Annotated in this window: 9 protein-coding genes; 8 read left to right on the plus strand and 1 reads right to left on the minus strand. The window is 69.6% G+C overall.

Translation table 11 applies throughout. The features are described 5' to 3' along the window. Positions 1 to 9 precede the first annotated feature (9 nt). The 5 genes from ASE48_RS24190 to ASE48_RS24210 all read left to right on the plus strand — a co-directional run bounded on the left by ASE48_RS24190 (position 10) and on the right by ASE48_RS24210 (position 12,011). Positions 10 to 5,382 carry a non-ribosomal peptide synthetase gene (locus ASE48_RS24190; protein ID WP_082614388.1) on the plus strand — a complete coding sequence of 1,791 codons (5,373 nt, stop codon included), beginning with the start codon at positions 10 to 12 and terminating at the stop codon, positions 5,380 to 5,382. After that, positions 5,379 to 9,833, plus strand: a complete 4,455-nt coding sequence (locus ASE48_RS24195) for a non-ribosomal peptide synthetase (protein WP_057169690.1) — start codon at positions 5,379 to 5,381, stop codon at positions 9,831 to 9,833. Before ASE48_RS24190 ends, ASE48_RS24195 begins: the two co-directional genes overlap by 4 nt. After that, positions 9,830 to 11,140 (plus strand): NADPH-dependent L-lysine N(6)-monooxygenase MbtG, encoded by a 1,311-nt coding sequence (gene mbtG / locus ASE48_RS24200; RefSeq protein WP_057169691.1) that lies wholly within the window; start codon positions 9,830 to 9,832, stop codon positions 11,138 to 11,140. Before ASE48_RS24195 ends, mbtG begins: the two co-directional genes overlap by 4 nt. Continuing rightward, positions 11,118 to 11,330, plus strand: coding sequence for an MbtH family protein (locus ASE48_RS24205; protein WP_057169692.1), 213 nt, complete (start codon positions 11,118 to 11,120; stop codon positions 11,328 to 11,330). Before mbtG ends, ASE48_RS24205 begins: the two co-directional genes overlap by 23 nt. Positions 11,331 to 11,423: 93 nt before the next feature. Next, positions 11,424 to 12,011: a DUF998 domain-containing protein gene (locus ASE48_RS24210; RefSeq protein ID WP_057169693.1), complete on the plus strand. Its 588-nt coding sequence runs from the start codon at positions 11,424 to 11,426 to the stop codon at positions 12,009 to 12,011. On the opposite strand, the gene ASE48_RS24215 is transcribed toward ASE48_RS24210, so the two are convergent. Further along, positions 11,981 to 12,289 carry a type II toxin-antitoxin system VapB family antitoxin gene (locus ASE48_RS24215; protein ID WP_057169694.1) on the minus strand — a complete coding sequence of 103 codons (309 nt, stop codon included), beginning with the start codon at positions 12,287 to 12,289 and terminating at the stop codon, positions 11,981 to 11,983. The two genes, ASE48_RS24210 and ASE48_RS24215, sit on opposite strands and share 31 nt — an antisense overlap. Before the next feature lie 176 nt (positions 12,290 to 12,465). On the opposite strand from ASE48_RS24215, the gene hrcA reads away from it, so the two are divergent. From hrcA to ASE48_RS24230, 3 genes are read left to right on the plus strand one after another with little or no spacing between them, the layout of a single operon-like run. Next, positions 12,466 to 13,497, plus strand: a complete 1,032-nt coding sequence (gene hrcA, locus ASE48_RS24220; protein WP_057169695.1) for a heat-inducible transcriptional repressor HrcA — start codon at positions 12,466 to 12,468, stop codon at positions 13,495 to 13,497. Positions 13,498 to 13,536: 39 nt separating this feature from the next. Further along, on the plus strand, positions 13,537 to 14,691 hold the full coding sequence (gene dnaJ, locus ASE48_RS24225) for a molecular chaperone DnaJ (RefSeq protein ID WP_057169696.1): 1,155 nt from the start codon (positions 13,537 to 13,539) through the stop codon (positions 14,689 to 14,691). Beyond that, on the plus strand, positions 14,688 to 15,428 hold the full coding sequence (locus tag ASE48_RS24230; RefSeq protein WP_057169697.1) for a 16S rRNA (uracil(1498)-N(3))-methyltransferase: 741 nt from the start codon (positions 14,688 to 14,690) through the stop codon (positions 15,426 to 15,428). The genes dnaJ and ASE48_RS24230 overlap by 4 nt, the downstream gene beginning before the upstream one ends. Positions 15,429 to 15,443: the final 15 nt, after the last annotated feature.

A 15,443-nucleotide genomic window follows, 5' to 3' on the forward strand; every position in this document is an offset into this window, starting at 1 on the left:
CTGGAGTTGATGCGCCGCAAGCTCGCCGAGCGCGGCCTGTCCTCGAGCACGGCCGGCGAGGTCGATGAGAAGGCGCTCTCCGACGGGCAGCGCCGGATGTGGTTCGTCCAGGCCTTCGACCCGACCGGTGTGTTGCTGAACATCAGCTTGTCCTACCGGCTGACCGGCGCCCTGGACGCCGACCGTCTGCACGCCGCGCTGAACGCGGTGGCGCGCAGGCACCCGTTGCTGCGCACCACCTACGTCGCCGACGAGAACGGTGAACCGCAGGCCGTCCTGCACCAGGACCTCAACCCGTCGTGGGCCTTCCACGATCTCTCGGAGATGTCCGAGCGCGCCCGCGGACTGCGCCTGGAGGTGCTGGCCCAGCGCGAATTCGGGCAGAGCTTCGACCTTTCCGCCGATTCGCCACTGCGGATCACGCTGGTGCGCCTGGCCGCCGACGAGCACATGATGCTGTTGGTGGCCCACCACATCGCCTGGGATGACGGCAGCTGGCGGGTGTTCTTCGGCGATCTGACCACTGCGTACGGCGGCGACGATCTGGGCCCGACCCCGCGCCCGCCCGCACCCGCGGCCGACACAGGAGAGGAGGACCTGGCGCACTGGCGGGCGGTGATGAGCGATCCGCCGGAGCCCCTGGAACTTCCGGGCCCCACGGGTTCGGCTATCCCGACCGGGTTCCGTTCCCAGCGCACCGCGCTGGCGCTGGCGCCCGCGACGGTCACCAAGGTGTCCGCCCTGGCCCGGGAGACCGGTGCCACCCCGTACATGGTGCTGCTCGCCGCGTTCGGCGTCCTGATCAACCGTTACACCCACACCGATGACTTCCTGGTCGCCAGCCCGGTGCTCAACCGCGGCACCGACGACGCCATCGGCTACTACGGCAACACCGTGGCCATGCGGCTGCGCCCGCAGGCCTCCCAGGGTTTCCGCGACTTCGTGCTGGCCACCCGCGACACCGCGCTGGGCGCGTTCGCGCACCAGCGCATCAACCTGGATCGCGTGGTGCGCGAACTGAATCCGGACCGCCGCCACGGCGCCGAGCGGATGACCCGGATCAGCTTCGGCTTCCGCGAACCCGACGGTGGCGGTTTCCGCCCCGCGGGTGTGCAGTGCGCCCGCGGTGAACTGCGCGGGCACGTCACCCAGTTGCCGCTGGGCTTCATGGTCGAGTTCGACGGCACCGGTGCGGTGGTGGAGGCCGAGCACCTCACCGAGATCATCGACGCGGACCTCGCGCAGCGCATGCTCACGTCGTTCGCGGTGTTGCTGGACAACGCCCTGGACGACCCGGAGCGCCCGCTGGCCCGCCTCGACATCTTCTCGGCCGAGGACGCCGAGTGGATGCGCGCGATGTCGCACGGTGAGCGGTTCGACACCCCCGCCACCACCCTGACCGCGCTGGTCGAGGAGCAGGCCGCCAAGACCCCCGATGTCACCGCCGTGGTGTACGAAGGCCGCCACCACAGCTACCGCGAGATCAACGAGGCCGCGAACCGGTTGGCGCACAAGCTGATCGCGCAGGGCATCGGCACCGAGGACCGCGTCGCGGTGCTGATGGAGAAATCACCGGAACTGGTCATCACCGCGCTCGGCATCGTCAAGGCCGGCGCGGTGTACCTGCCGGTCGACCCGACCTACCCCGAGGACCGGCTCAGCTACATCCTGTCGGACTCCGACCCGAAGGTCGTGCTCCGCGAACTGGCCACCGACCTGGACGCATACTCCGGCGCGGATCCCACCGACACCGACCGGGTGCGTCCGCTGCTGCCGGAGAACACCGCCTACCTGATCTACACCTCCGGTTCCACCGGCCTGCCCAAGGGCGTGCCGGTGCCGCACCGGCCGATCGCCGAGTACTTCGCCTGGTTCGGGCCGGAATACGAAGTCTCCGATCAGGACCGGCTGCTGCAGGTGGCCTCGCAGGGCTTCGACGTCTCGATCGGCGAGATCTTCGGCATGCTCGCCGCCGGCGCCCGCCTGGTGATCCCGAAGCCCGACGGGCTGACCGATATCGGCTACCTGACCGACCTGCTGCGCAACGAGGGCGTCACCTCGATGCACTTCGTCCCGTCACTGCTGGGCCTGTTCCTGTCGCTGCCCGGGGTCAACGAATGGCGCACCCTGCAACGCGTCCCGATCGGCGGCGAGGCACTGCCCGGTGAGGTGGCCGACAAGTTCCACGCCATGTTCGACTCGCTGCTGCACAACTTCTACGGACCCACCGAAACGGTGCTCAACTGCAGCCGTTTCAAGGTCGAAGGCAAGCAGGGCTCGCGCATCGTGCCGATCGGCACCCCGAAGATCAACACCACCATGCACCTGCTCGACGATTACCTGCAGCCGGTGCCGGTCGGGGTGATCGGCGAGATCTATATCGGCGGAACGCATGTCGCGCACGGATACCACGACCGTCCGGCGCTGACCGCCGAACGCTTCATCGCCGATCCGTTCAACCCGGGCAGGAGGATGTACCGCTCCGGTGACCTTGCCCGCCGCAACGCCGACGGTGACATCGAATTCGTCGGGCGCGCCGATGAGCAGGTCAAGATCCGCGGTTTCCGGATCGAACTCGGTGAGATCGCCGCCGCCATCTCGGTGGACCCGTCGGTGGGGCAGGCCGTGGTGGTGGTCAGCGACGTCCCCGGACTGGGTAAGAGCCTGGTCGCCTATGTCACCCCGGCCGGTGCGGCCGGCATCGTCGAGATCGACCGGATCCGCGCCCGCGTCGCCGCCGCCCTGCCGGAATACATGATCCCGGCCGCCTATGTGGCCATCGACGAGATCCCGATCACCGCGCACGGCAAGATCGACCGGAAAGCGTTGCCGGAACCCGAGATCGTGGTCGCCACCGAATACCGCGAACCGGCCACCGACACCGAGCGCGACGTCGCCGAACTGTTCGCCGAGCTGCTCGGCCGCGACGCGGTGGGCGCCGACGATTCGTTCTTCGAACTCGGCGGGCACTCGCTGCTGGCCACCAAACTGGTGGCGGCGGTGCGCGCACGCTGCCGCGTCGACATCGGGGTGCAGGAGATCTTCGAGCTCGGCACCGTCAGCGGTATCGCCGCGCACATCGATGTGATCGCCGCCGCCGGTGGCCGCTCCGACCGTCCGGCCATGGTGGCCGTCCCGCATGAGGGACCGCTGCAGATGTCGGCCGCCCAGCTGCGGCAGTGGTTCCAGTTCCGCATCGACGGCCCGAACCCGGTCAACAACATCCCGTTCGCGGCCCGCCTGAGCGGACCGAACAACCCGGAGGCGTTCGTCGCCGCCATCACCGATGTGGTGAACCGGCACGAGATCCTGCGCACCACCTACCGCGAGATCGATGGGGCACCGTTCCAGATCATCAACCCGGCCGCCGCGGTGCCGGTGCGCCGCGCGCGTGGCGACGGCGAGGAGTGGTTGCAGGTCGAGCTGACCGCCGAACGGCGTTACTGCTTCGATCTGGAGCACGAATGGCCGATCCGGGCCGCGGTGCTGTCCACCGCGAATGGGCATGTGCTGTCGCTGGTGGTGCACCACATCGCTGCCGACCACTGGTCGGCCGGGGTGCTGTTCACCGACATCCTGACCGCCTACCGGGCCCGCAGTGCCGGGCAGGCACCGGATTTCGAGCCGCTGCCGGTGCAGTACGCCGACTACGCGGCCTGGCAGGCCGGACTGCTGGGCGGCCAGGCCGAGAGCATCACCGCGCAGCGTGACTACTGGGTGGAGCAGCTCTCGGGTCTGCCCGAGGAGAACGGGCTGCGCCCGGACTTCCCGCGCCGGCCCGTTCCCGGCGGGGAAGGTGACGCGCTGCCGTTCACCATCGACACCGCAACCCGCGCGAAACTGACCGAACTGACCCGCGAACTCGGCATCACCGAGTTCATGCTGCTGCAGGCCGCCGTCGCCGTCGCGTTGCACAAGGCGGGTGAGGGGACCGACATCCCGCTGGGCACGCCGGTTGCCGGCCGCACCGAGCCCGAACTCGACGGGCTGATCGGCTTCTTCATCAACATCGTGGTGCTGCGGAACCGTCTGGACGGCAACCCGACCGTGCGCGAGGTGCTGAGCCGGGCCCGGGAAATGGCGCTGGGCGCGTACGCGCACCAGGATCTGCCCTTCGACCGGGTCGTCGATGCCGTCAGCCCGGTGCGCTCGCTGTCGCGTAACCCGCTGTTCGGAGTGGTCGTGCACGTGCGGGAGGAACTGCCCTCGGATCAGGTCATCGACACCTCGGAGGAGGGCGAGACCCGGTTCACCGCGCTGGAGCCGACATTCGATGTGGCACATGCCGATCTGTCGCTGAACTTCTTCGCCGAGACGGCGCCCGACGGTGCACCGGCGGGCTACCAGGGAACCGTCATCTACCGCACCGAGCTCTACCGGCAGGAAACCGCACGACGGTTGATCTCCTGGCTGGAGCGGGTGCTGCAGGCCTTCGCCACCGAGCCCGACCGCACGCTGCGCGATATCACCATCGCCGACGGCGACCAGGACATCGTCGCGGAGTGGAGCCGGTCGGCCGTCCCGCTGACCGGCCTGCCGCAGACCACGGGCGCCGACCGGGTGCACCTGCTCGACGAGTGGCTGTCCCCGGTGGCGGCCGGTGTCACCGGCGATGTGTACTACGCCGGTGGTGCCGTCGACGCCTCCTACGAAACCATCAGCCCCGCAGCGGCTTTCCGGTATCCGGAAAACCCATTCGGCCCCGGCACCCGGCTGTATCGCATCGGCGACCGTGCCCGGTGGAACTCCGACGGCACACTGGAATACCTGGAACGCGGCGAGCATCGGGTGCAGGCCGCCCTCGAGGCGGCCCCGGGTGTCGCCGCGGCGGCCACCCGGTACTGGGAGACCCGCAGCGGCACGGTGCTGGGTGGCTACGTGGTGGCCGCCGAACCGGTGACCGATGCGGATGCGTTCGTCGCGGCGCTGCGTGCGGCGCTGCCCGACGAGCATGCGGCGCTGCCGATCACCGTGCTGAATTCGCTGGAGGGCGGGTCGTTGCCGCGCCCGGTGGCGGTGTCCACCGCGCCCAGCGAACCGGCCCGCACCGAAACCGAACGCGCACTGGCCGCCATGCTGATCGACCTGCTGTCGGTGGAGGAGTTCGGTCGTCACGACGACTTCTTCACCCTCGGCGGTGACAGCATCCTGGCCGTGCAGTTGGCCGCCCGCGCACGGGACGCCGGTATCCCGCTGACCGCCCGGATGGTGTTCGAGCATCCCGAACTCGCCGAGCTCGCCACCGCGATCGACGCCAGGGCCGGTGAGGCCCAGGCCGGAGGCATGAACACCGACACCCGGCACGAGCCGATGGCGGCATCGGGGCTGTCCGACGACGAATTGGCCGCTCTGACCGCGGGGTGGGGCACCGACCAGACATGAGCTCGCCGCCTCCCAATCCCCGGGTCGCTCCGCTCCCGCCCGCCGACAAGCCCTCCATCTCCGATGTGATGGCACTCAGCCCCCTGCAGCAGGGGCTGTACTCGCTTGCCGGTCTGACCGACAGCGAGGCCGGAGCCGACCCCTACTTCATCGCGATGGCCGCCGACATCGAGGGCGACCTGGATGCCGAGCTGCTGAAGTCCTGCGCCGAGGCGATGCTGGAGCGCCACCCCAATGTCCGGGTCAGCTTCTTCCAGGGAAACCTGAGCCGACCGGTCGCGATCGTGCCCGCCACCTTCGAGCTGCCCTGGCAGCACATCGTCGCGGACGCCGGCGAGGCTGCCGCGCTGGAGGCCGAGGTGCGAGGCCGGCCCTTCGATCTCGGCAAGGGCCCGTCGATCCGGTTCCTGCTGGTGCAGATGCCGCAGCGGCAGTGGCGGCTGGTGGTGGTCGCACATCACATCGTGATCGACGGCTGGTCACTGCCGGTGTTCGTCAGCGAGCTCATCGGCCTGTACCGGGCCGGTGGCGATCTCGCCGCGATACCGCCGCCGCCGCGGCCCTACCGCGACTACATCGGCTGGCTGGCCGGCCGGGACCCGGAAACCAGCAAGCAGCGGTGGCGCACCCATCTCGCCGATCTGGACGGCCCGACGCTGCTGACCCCGGCGCTGGGTGGCGAGGCCGTGCCCGGCCTGCCCACCCGTACCGAGATCGAGCTCGACGAAACGGCCACCGCAGAGCTGATCGAAGCGGCCAGGAGCCGGGGCGTCACCGTCAGCACGATGTTCCAGATGGCTTGGGCGACAATACTGTCCGCATTCACCGACCGCTCCGACGTGGTATTCGGGGTGACGGTGTCCGGCCGGCCCGACGAACTGTCCGGCGTGGAAGCCATGGTCGGGCTGTTCATCAACACCGTGCCCCTGCGCATCCGGCTCGACCCGACCGAACGGGTCGGGCAGCAATGCCTGGCGCTGCAACGCGAAGCCGCCGAACTGCGCGACCACGGCTACCTCAGCCACACCGAACTGCGGGCCGCCGGCGGTATCGGCGAGCTGTACGACACCCTGCTGGTGTACGAGAACTTCCCGCCCGGCGGATTGGTCGGCAGCGGCGAGTTCGACCTGGGCTCGGCAGTGATCCGGCCCGCCGCGCTGGAGAGCCTGTCGCATTTCCCGGTCACCATCGCCGCCCACCCGACGCACGGGCGATTGACCGTGCTCGTCGAAACCCTGGACGGCGCACTGGGACTGCTGAATCCCGAGACGCTGGGGCAGCGGGTGCTGGCCGTCGTGCAGCGCCTGCTGGAGTCGTGGGGACGCCCGATGCGGGAGGTGAACGTCACCCTCGACGGCGAAGTCGTGACCTCCGAGATCACCGAGACTGCCGGCGCCACGGGTGGTTTCCACACCGCGGTTGCCGCGGTCGCCGCCGAGCGCCCGGACGAGATCGCGTTGAGCTGGGATCCTGCCACGTCGTCGAGCTTCGGAAACCGCAGCGAGTTGAGCTACCGCGAATTCGACAGCGCGGCCGACCGGTTGGCGGCGGATCTGCAGCGCAGGGGAGTGCGCGCCGAGACCCCGGTGCCGATCCTGTTGCGCCGCGGCCCCGACTACGTGGTGGCCATGCTCGCCGTGCTGAAGGCCGGCGGCCTGATCGTGCCGCTGGATCCGGGGATGCCTGCGGAACGCGTCCGCGAGATCATCGGCCAGACCGGCGCACACCTGATCATCGACGACGCATTGTTGGTGGACGTCGGGGACCCGGAACCGGACTACCGGCCCGCGCAGATACGGTCCGGGCAGGGCGCCTACATCATCTTCACCTCCGGAACGACCGGAAAACCCAAGGGCGTCATCGGAACTCACAGCGCACTGCTCGCCTACGGTGACGATCACGTGCGCAACGTGCTCGGCCCGGCACAGGCCAGGCTGAACCGCACGTTGAGCATCGCCCATGCCTGGTCGTTCACCTTCGACGCGGCGTGGCAGCCGCTGGTGGCACTGCTCGGGGGTCATCGGGTCCACATCGTCGGCGACGACGTGCAGCGCGACGCCGAGGCGCTGGTCGCCACCATCGGGCGCTTCGGTCTGGACATGATCGATACCACGCCGTCGATGTTCGCTCAGCTGCGGGCCGCCGGGCTGCTGTCCGGCGTGCCGCTGGCGGTGCTGGCGCTGGGCGGTGAGAACATCGACACCGAGGCCTGGCAGGGCATCCGCGCCGAATGTGAACGCACCGGTATGCGGGCGCACAACTGCTACGGCCCCACCGAAACCACCGTGGAGGCCGTGGTCGCCGCGATCGCGGAGAACGATCAGCCGTGCATCGGCGTGCCCACCGATCCGATGACCGCGCACGTGCTGGACAGCTGGCTGCGTCCGGTCCCCGCGGGGGTGGCCGGCGAGCTGTACCTGACCGGCGGGCAGCTCACCCGCGGCTACCTGGGGCGCGCGGGGGAGACCTCGGGGCGCTTCGTCGCCGATCCCGTGCACCCGGGTGCCCGGATGTACCGCACCGGCGACGTCGTCCGGCGCCTGAAGGGCAATGCCCTGCAGTTCCTCGGCCGCAGCGACGATCAGGTCAAGATCCGTGGCTTCCGGGTGGAGCCCGCGGAGGTGGCCGCCGCCCTGCACCGTCACCCCGATGTCCGGCACGCGCATGTCGCGGTGCGACGCCACCGCAGCGGACCGCGGCTCACCGCGTACGTGGTGAGCGGCGTGCCGGTGAGCGAACTACGGCGCATGCTGACCACCACCCTGCCCAGATACCTGGTGCCGCACCACATCATCGACGTCGATGCGATACCGCTGACCTCACACGGCAAGGTCGACGACGCCGCACTGGCCGCCCTGGACGCCGACCGTGGCGTCGGGCAGGCCGACGAGTTCGCCGCCCCCGCCACCGATACCGAGGTCGTGCTCGCCGAGGTGCTCGGCGAGGTGCTGGACACAAAGGTCGTCGACGTCAACGCCGATTTCCTGGACCTCGGCCTGGACAGCATCGTCGCGCTGTCCGTGGTGCAGGCGGTGCGCCGGCGCGGGGTGTCGCTGCGGGCCCGGCTGATGCTGGAATGCACCAACATCCGCGAGTTGGCCGCAGCGTTGGACGCGGACACCGAAGCCGTCGCGGCCGAACAGATCGACATCGAGGACACCGGACCGATACCGCTGCTGCCCGCCGGGCACTGGCTGCTGGCCCACGGGGATCCGCGCCGGCTGGCATCCACCGAGGCGATCCGGCTGCCCGGTGGCGCCACCCGCGAACAATTGGATGCTCTGCTGCGCAGCGTGATCGACGGCCACGCGGCGCTGCACAGCCGATTGGACCGCGCCGCAATGACATTGGTCGATCACCCGGTGGGCGACATCCTCACCGAGGTCGACGCATCGGGTGAGCTGACCGCCGCCGTCGCGCTGCACACCGACGCTGCGGTGCAGCGGCTGGACCCGGACCGGGGTGCGATGTTCAACGCGGTGTGGCTGCACCACGACAGCGGCGCCGAGGTGCTGCTCATCACCGCCCATGTGCTCGCCATGGACCCGGCCTCCTGGCACATCGTGCTCGGCGAACTCGAAACCGGTTGGCACGCCGTCACCGCCGGCCGCACGCCCGCCGCCGTGCGTGAGCACACCTCACTGCGGCAGTGGTCACGGATGCTGGCCGAGCGTGCCCTCAAACTCGACACCTGCGATTTCTGGGAGCGCCAGCTCGCCGGTGCGGATCCCGATCTCGGCACCCGCCGGGTCCGGCCGGACACCGACCGCGCCGCCGACGCCGTGGTGTCGATGTCCTTCGTCGGCCGGGCCGTCACCGCGCAGGTGCTGGCCGCACCGGTCCCGGTGCCCGAGGTGCTGGCCGCGGCGACGGCCCGGGCGCTGACCGCCTGGCGTCGCCTGCGCGGACAGGACACGCCCGCACCGCTGCTGGCGCTGGAGACCTATGGGCGCGCCGACGGCGTCGTCTCGGCCGGGCTCGCCGACGATTCCCGTCAGATCGACACCGGGGACACGGTCGGCCTGCTCAGCGCGATCTACCCGGTGCGTCTGGGGGCCGAGGATGTCCGCGGGGTCGCCGACGAACTGGCCGCCATCCCCGGCGACGGCATCGACTACGCGCTGCTGCGTTATCTGCGCACCGATACCGCCGAACGGCTCGGAGCCCACCGCGGTCCGCAGATCCTGCTGAACTACCTGGGCCGCATGCGCCAGGCGCCCGGTGGTTCGGCGCTGACACTGGACCGGGACCTGCTGACCCAGGTGTCCCGGACACCGGAACCCGATCTGGCGGTGCGCCATGAGATCACGCTGAACGTGGCAATGGTCGACAAGGACGGCTCCCCGGTGCTGGGGACGCAGTGGCGCACCCTGCCCGACATTCTTTCTGCCGACGACGTCGCCACCCTGCAGGCGCTGTGGCAGGACGCTCTACGAGAGGTGATCCAATGACATCCACTCCGACCCTCGCCGTCATCGGTGCCGGCGTGAAGGCGATCGCGGTGGCCGCCAAAGCCGCCGAGCTGCGGGCCATGGGCGTCGCCGCCCCCGATGTGGTGGCCATCGAACGCACCGCGGTGGCCGCCAACTGGCAGCCCGCCGGCGGCTGGACCGACGGGCAGCACCGGCTGGGTACCGGCCCGGAGAAGGACATCGGGTTCCCGTACCAGTCGGCGCTGGTGCCGCGGCGCAACGCCGAACTGGACCGGCGGATGATGGGGCACAGCTGGCAGTCCTACCTGATCTCGACCGGGCAGTTCGCCGAGTGGATCGACCGCGGGCGACCGGCCCCGGCGCACAAGCGCTGGAGCCAGTACCTGAAATGGGTGGCCGACAACACCGGGATGACGGTCCGCCACGGTGAGGTCTCCGAGATCGGGCTGCAGTACGGCGACGACGGGGTGCGCTGGGAACTGGGCACCCGGGAAGGCGTCGTGCACGCCGACGCGCTGATGGTCACCGGGCCCGGACAGGCCGAGCGCTCCATCCTGCCGGGCAACCCGCGGGTGCTCTCCATCGCTCAGTTCTGGCACCGGGCGGCGCAGCACGAGCTGATCGCTGCGGACCGGGTGGCGGTCATCGGCGGCGGCGAGACCGCCGGCACCATGCTCGATGAGCTGTTCCGGCACCGGGTTTCGACCATCACGGTGATCTCTCCGCAGGTGACGCTGTTCACCCGCGGCGAAGGATTCTTCGAGAACGCGCTGTACTCCGACCCCATCCACTGGGCCGGTCTGACGCTGGCCGAGAAGCGCGACGCCATGAACCGCACCGACCGTGGCGTGTTCTCGGTGCGGGTGCAGGAGGCGCTGCTCGCCGATGACCGCATCCGGCATCTGCGTGGCCGGGTGGCGCACGCGGTGGCCCGCGACGAACGCATCCGGCTGACCCTGCAGACCGAGCGGGGCGGGGAGCGGCTGGAGACGGTGCACGGTTTCGATCTGGTGATCGACGGATCCGGCGCCAACGCAATGTGGTTCGTGCCGTTGCTGCGCCAGGACGCACTCGACGTCCTGGAGCTGGGGATGGGCAAGGCGCTCAACGCCGACAGCATCCAGGAGTCCATCGGTTACGACCTGTCGGTCAACGATGTCGAGCCCAAGCTGTTCCTGCCGGGTCTGGCCGGTCTGACCCAGGGGCCTGGATTCCCGAACCTGAGCTGCCTGGGCCGGTTGTCCGACCGGGTGCTCGGGTCCGATTTTTTCACCAAATCCACTGCCAGCGCGAGGAGTGCCGATGAGCAACAATCCGTTCGATGACGAGGACGGCGTCTTCTTCGTCCTGGTGAACGACGAGGAGCAACACAGCCTGTGGCCCAAGTTCGCCGAGGTGCCCGCCGGCTGGCGGGTGGTGTTCGGTGAGAGCACCCGCGCGGACTGCCTGGCCTACGTCGAGGAGAACTGGTCCGACCTACGGCCCAAGAGCCTGCGCGACGCCATGGCGAATTGAACTGCGCGAGCAGACACAAATGGCCCCCAAAGTGGGCACTTTCGGGGCCATTTGCGTCTGCTCGCGGGGCAGCGGGGGAGGATGTTTGCCGTGATGGCCAGATTCGCGGCGGTGCTGTGGCTCCTCGCCGCCGCCGGGTATCTGGCCGCCGAGGCGTTCGCCGCGACCGCACTGCCCGGCTACGGCTACGGCGCCGACTACATCAGCACCCTCGGTGATCCCGCCGTCTCGCCGCACGCGCCGTTGATGAACGCGGCCTTCGCCTTTCAAGGTGTGTGCTTCGCCACCGCCGGGGCACTGTTCGCCGCACACGCACCGCGATCGCGGAACCGGTTGTGGTTCATGGTGTTCGCCATCGGCAACGGAATCGGCAACGTGCTCATCGCTGTCGTGCACAGCGGCCAGGGCAACCCCTGGCACGTCATCGGGGCGGTGCTCGCGATCGTCGGCGGAAACGGTGCCGCGCTCGCGGGGTCGGCCCTGCGCACGTCGAAGCCATACCGGGTGGCGTCGATCGCGCTGGGCGCGCTGGGTCTGCTGTGCCTGGTGATGGTGGGTAGCGGGGCGGGCCAGGTCGGTCTCTGGGAACGCGGCAGCGTCTACCCGATCTTTGCCTGGCAGATCCTCACCGCGGTGGTGCTGCTGCGGCGTCAGGCCGGCAGCGCGTCGTCCATCTCATAGACCCGGGCGTGCAGCACGGTGCGGTTGCGCAGCGCGGCCCGCACCGCGTGGTGCACGCCCTCTTCCAGGTAGACATCGCCCTGCCAGCGCACCGCGTGCGGGAACAGATCGCCGTAGAAGGTCGAATCCTCGGACAGCAACCGGTCCAGGGCGAGCACCGTCGTGGTGGTCACCAGTTCGTCGAGCCGGATCTGGCGCGGCGGGATCTGGGCCCACTGCCGGTACGTCAGATTATGTTCGGGATACGGCTTGCCGTCGCGGACACCTTTGAAGATCACCGGCGGGCTCCCATGCAGGTGAGGTTAACCGCAATCGACGGGCAATGTCGGCGAAGTCTTTGCATGCGAAACGATGCCGAGGTGGCCCGTGCGCGACGTGATCGGTGTCGCGGTGAATATGCGCTGCTGATCCCCGTAAAATGGAAACAGACCAGATGACCAAGGGCAGGTGAACAATGGGTAGTGCGGACGATCGTCGTTTCGAGGTGTTGCGTGCCATCGTCGCCGACTTCGTCGCCACCAAGGAGCCCATCGGCTCCAAGTCCCTCGTCGAACGCCACAACCTCGGTGTTTCGAGTGCGACGGTGCGCAACGACATGGCCGTCCTGGAGGCGGAGGGCTACATCGCCCAGCCGCACACCAGCTCCGGGCGGGTACCCACCGAGAAGGGCTACCGCGAGTTCGTCGACCGCCTCGACGATGTGAAGCCGATGTCCTCCAGCGAGCGCCGGGCCATCATGACGTTCCTGGAATCCGGCGTCGACCTCGACGATGTGCTGCGCCGCGCGGTGCGCCTGTTGGCCCAGCTCACCCGCCAGGTCGCCATCATCCAGTACCCCACGCTGTCCACGTCGACGGTGCGGCACCTGGAGGTCGTGGCGCTGACGCCGGCCAAACTGCTGCTGGTGGTCATCACCGACAGCGGCCGCGTCGATCAGCGGGTCGTCGAACTCGGCGACGCCATCGACGATCAACAACTGGCTCAGCTGCGGGAACGCCTGGCATCGGCTCTGGAGGGCAAACCGCTGTCGGCGGCTTCGGTGGCGGTGGCGGACCTGGCCAGCACGCTGGACGGGCACGGCGGTCTCGGCGACGCGGTGGGCCGGGCGGCGACCGTGCTGGTGGAGACCCTCGTCGAGCACACCGAGGAACGGCTGCTGCTCGGCGGCACCGCCAACCTCACCCGCAACACCGCCGACTTCGGTGGGTCGCTGCGCTCGGTGCTCGAAGCGCTGGAGGAACAGGTCGTGGTGCTGCGGCTGCTCGCCGTGCAACAGCAGGCCGGTAAGGTCACGGTGCGTATCGGGCACGAGACCGAGGCCGAGCAGATGCTGGGAACATCGGTGGTGAGCACCACCTACGGCAGCTCGGGCAAGGTGTACGGCGGAATGGGCGTGGTCGGTCCCACCCGGATGGATTATCCGGGAACCATCGCGAACGTCGCCGCCGTTGCCCTCTACATAGGTGAAGTCCTGGGCACCCGATGAGGGAATGCCGCCGACGGCGGCACGAGAGAGGTATTTAGCGTGGCACGCGATTATTACGGTCTGCTCGGCGTGAGCAAGGGCGCCAGTGATTCGGAGCTGAAGCGCGCCTACCGCAAGCTGGCCCGTGAACTGCATCCCGACGTCAACCCCGATGAGGCGGCCCAGGCGCGCTTCACCGAGATCCAGCTCGCCTACGAGGTGCTCTCCGATCCGGAGAAGCGCCGCATCGTCGACCTCGGCGGCGACCCGCTGGAGAGCGCGGGCGCGGGCGGCGGCGGTTTCTCCGGTGCCGGCTTCGGTGGGCTCGGCGACGTGTTCGAGGCGTTCTTCGGTGGCGGCGCGGGTTCGCGCGGCCCCATCGGCCGGGTGCGCCCGGGCTCGGACTCGCTGCTGCGGATGCGGCTGGACCTGACCGAGTGCGCGACCGGCGTGACCAAGCAGGTCGCCGTCGACACCGCGGTGCTGTGCGACCTGTGCCAGGGCAAGGGCACTCACGGCAACTCGGTGCCCAAGACCTGCGACACCTGCAAGGGCCACGGCGAGGTGCAGACCGTGCAGCGCTCGCTGCTCGGCCAGGTGATGACTTCACGCCCGTGCCCGGTCTGCGGCGGCGTCGGCGAGGTCATCCCGGATCCGTGCCACCGCTGCGGCGGCGACGGCCGGGTGCAGGCCCGCCGCGAGATCAGCGTCAAGATCCCGGCCGGGGTCGGCGACGGTATGCGGGTGCGCCTGGCCGCCCAAGGTGAGGTCGGCCCCGGTGGTGGCCCGGCCGGTGACCTGTACGTCGAGGTGCACGAGCAGCCCCACGAGATCTTCGTCCGCGACGGCGATGACCTGCACTGCACGGTGTCGGTACCGATGTTCGACGCCGCACTGGGCACCTCGGTGTCCGTGGACGCCATCATCGACGGCCCCACCGAGCTGGTCATCCCGCCCGGGACCCAGCCGGGCGCGGTGACCACCCTGCGCGGGCACGGCATGCCGCATCTGCGCTCCGGTGTGCGCGGCAACCTGCATGCCCATGTCGAGGTGCTGGTGCCCACCCGCCTCGACGGCACCGACTCGGAGTTGCTGCGCAAGCTCAAGGAGCACCGCCCGCGCGACGTCGCCGAGGTGAAGTCCAGCCGCGGCGGCGCCGGGGCGAACAACGGCGGGCTGTTCAGCCGGCTGCGTGAGACGTTCTCGGGGCGTTGAGAACTCTTTTCTACGTCGATGACCTGCCCGGCGTGGGCGGTACCGCCGTCGTCGACGGTGACGAGGGTTTCCACGCCTCCAACGTGCGCCGCATCCGGCCCGGCGAGGAACTCGACCTCGGCGACGGTGCCGGCTCCGTCGCGCACTGCGTCGTCGAGGAGGCCGTCAAGGGGCGGCTGTCGGCCCGGGTGCTGGACGTGACCGAGGTGCCCCGTCCGTCACCGGCGGTGACCGTCGTGCAGGCGCTACCCAAGTCCGAACGTTCGGAGCTGGCAATCGAATTGGCCACCGAGGCCGGTGCCGACGGCTTCCTGGCCTGGCAGTCCCAGCGTTGTGTGGCCCGGTGGGAATCGGCGGCCAAGGTCGACAAGGGGCTGCGGCGCTGGGGCGCGGTGGCCCGGTCTGCGGCCCGGCAGTCCAGACGTGCCCATGTCCCCGAGGTCGACGGGCTGGTGTCCACCGCGGAACTGGTCCGCCGGGTCCCGGATGCGCTGACGCTGGTGCTGCACGAATCCGCGACGGTCCCGCTGGCCGAGATCGGTCTGGCCGAGGCGCAGGTGGTGCTGCTGGTGGTCGGTCCCGAGGGCGGCATCAGCGACGAGGAGCTGGCCGAACTGACCGGTGCCGGGGCCCGCACCGTCCGGCTCGGGCCGTCGGTGCTGCGTACCTCGACGGCCGCGGCGGTGGCACTCGGCGCGATCGGGGTGCTGACCAGCCGTTGGGACCTGAAGAACTAACCATTGGGACAGGTC

It is taken from the genome of Mycobacterium sp. Root265 (genome assembly GCF_001428895.1).
Taxonomy (GTDB): domain Bacteria; phylum Actinomycetota; class Actinomycetes; order Mycobacteriales; family Mycobacteriaceae; genus Mycobacterium.

Excerpts from the sequence above, each read along its gene's own strand:
- ASE48_RS24190 (WP_082614388.1), top strand. The coding sequence starts at position 10 with ATGCGCCGCAAGCTCGCCGAGCGCGGCCTGTCCTCGAGCACGGCCGGC.
- ASE48_RS24195 (WP_057169690.1), top strand. The coding sequence starts at position 5,379 with ATGAGCTCGCCGCCTCCCAATCCCCGGGTCGCTCCGCTCCCGCCCGCC.
- mbtG (WP_057169691.1), top strand. The coding sequence starts at position 9,830 with ATGACATCCACTCCGACCCTCGCCGTCATCGGTGCCGGCGTGAAGGCG.
- ASE48_RS24205 (WP_057169692.1), top strand. The coding sequence starts at position 11,118 with ATGAGCAACAATCCGTTCGATGACGAGGACGGCGTCTTCTTCGTCCTG.
- ASE48_RS24210 (WP_057169693.1), top strand. The coding sequence starts at position 11,424 with ATGGCCAGATTCGCGGCGGTGCTGTGGCTCCTCGCCGCCGCCGGGTAT.
- hrcA (WP_057169695.1), top strand. The coding sequence starts at position 12,466 with ATGGGTAGTGCGGACGATCGTCGTTTCGAGGTGTTGCGTGCCATCGTC.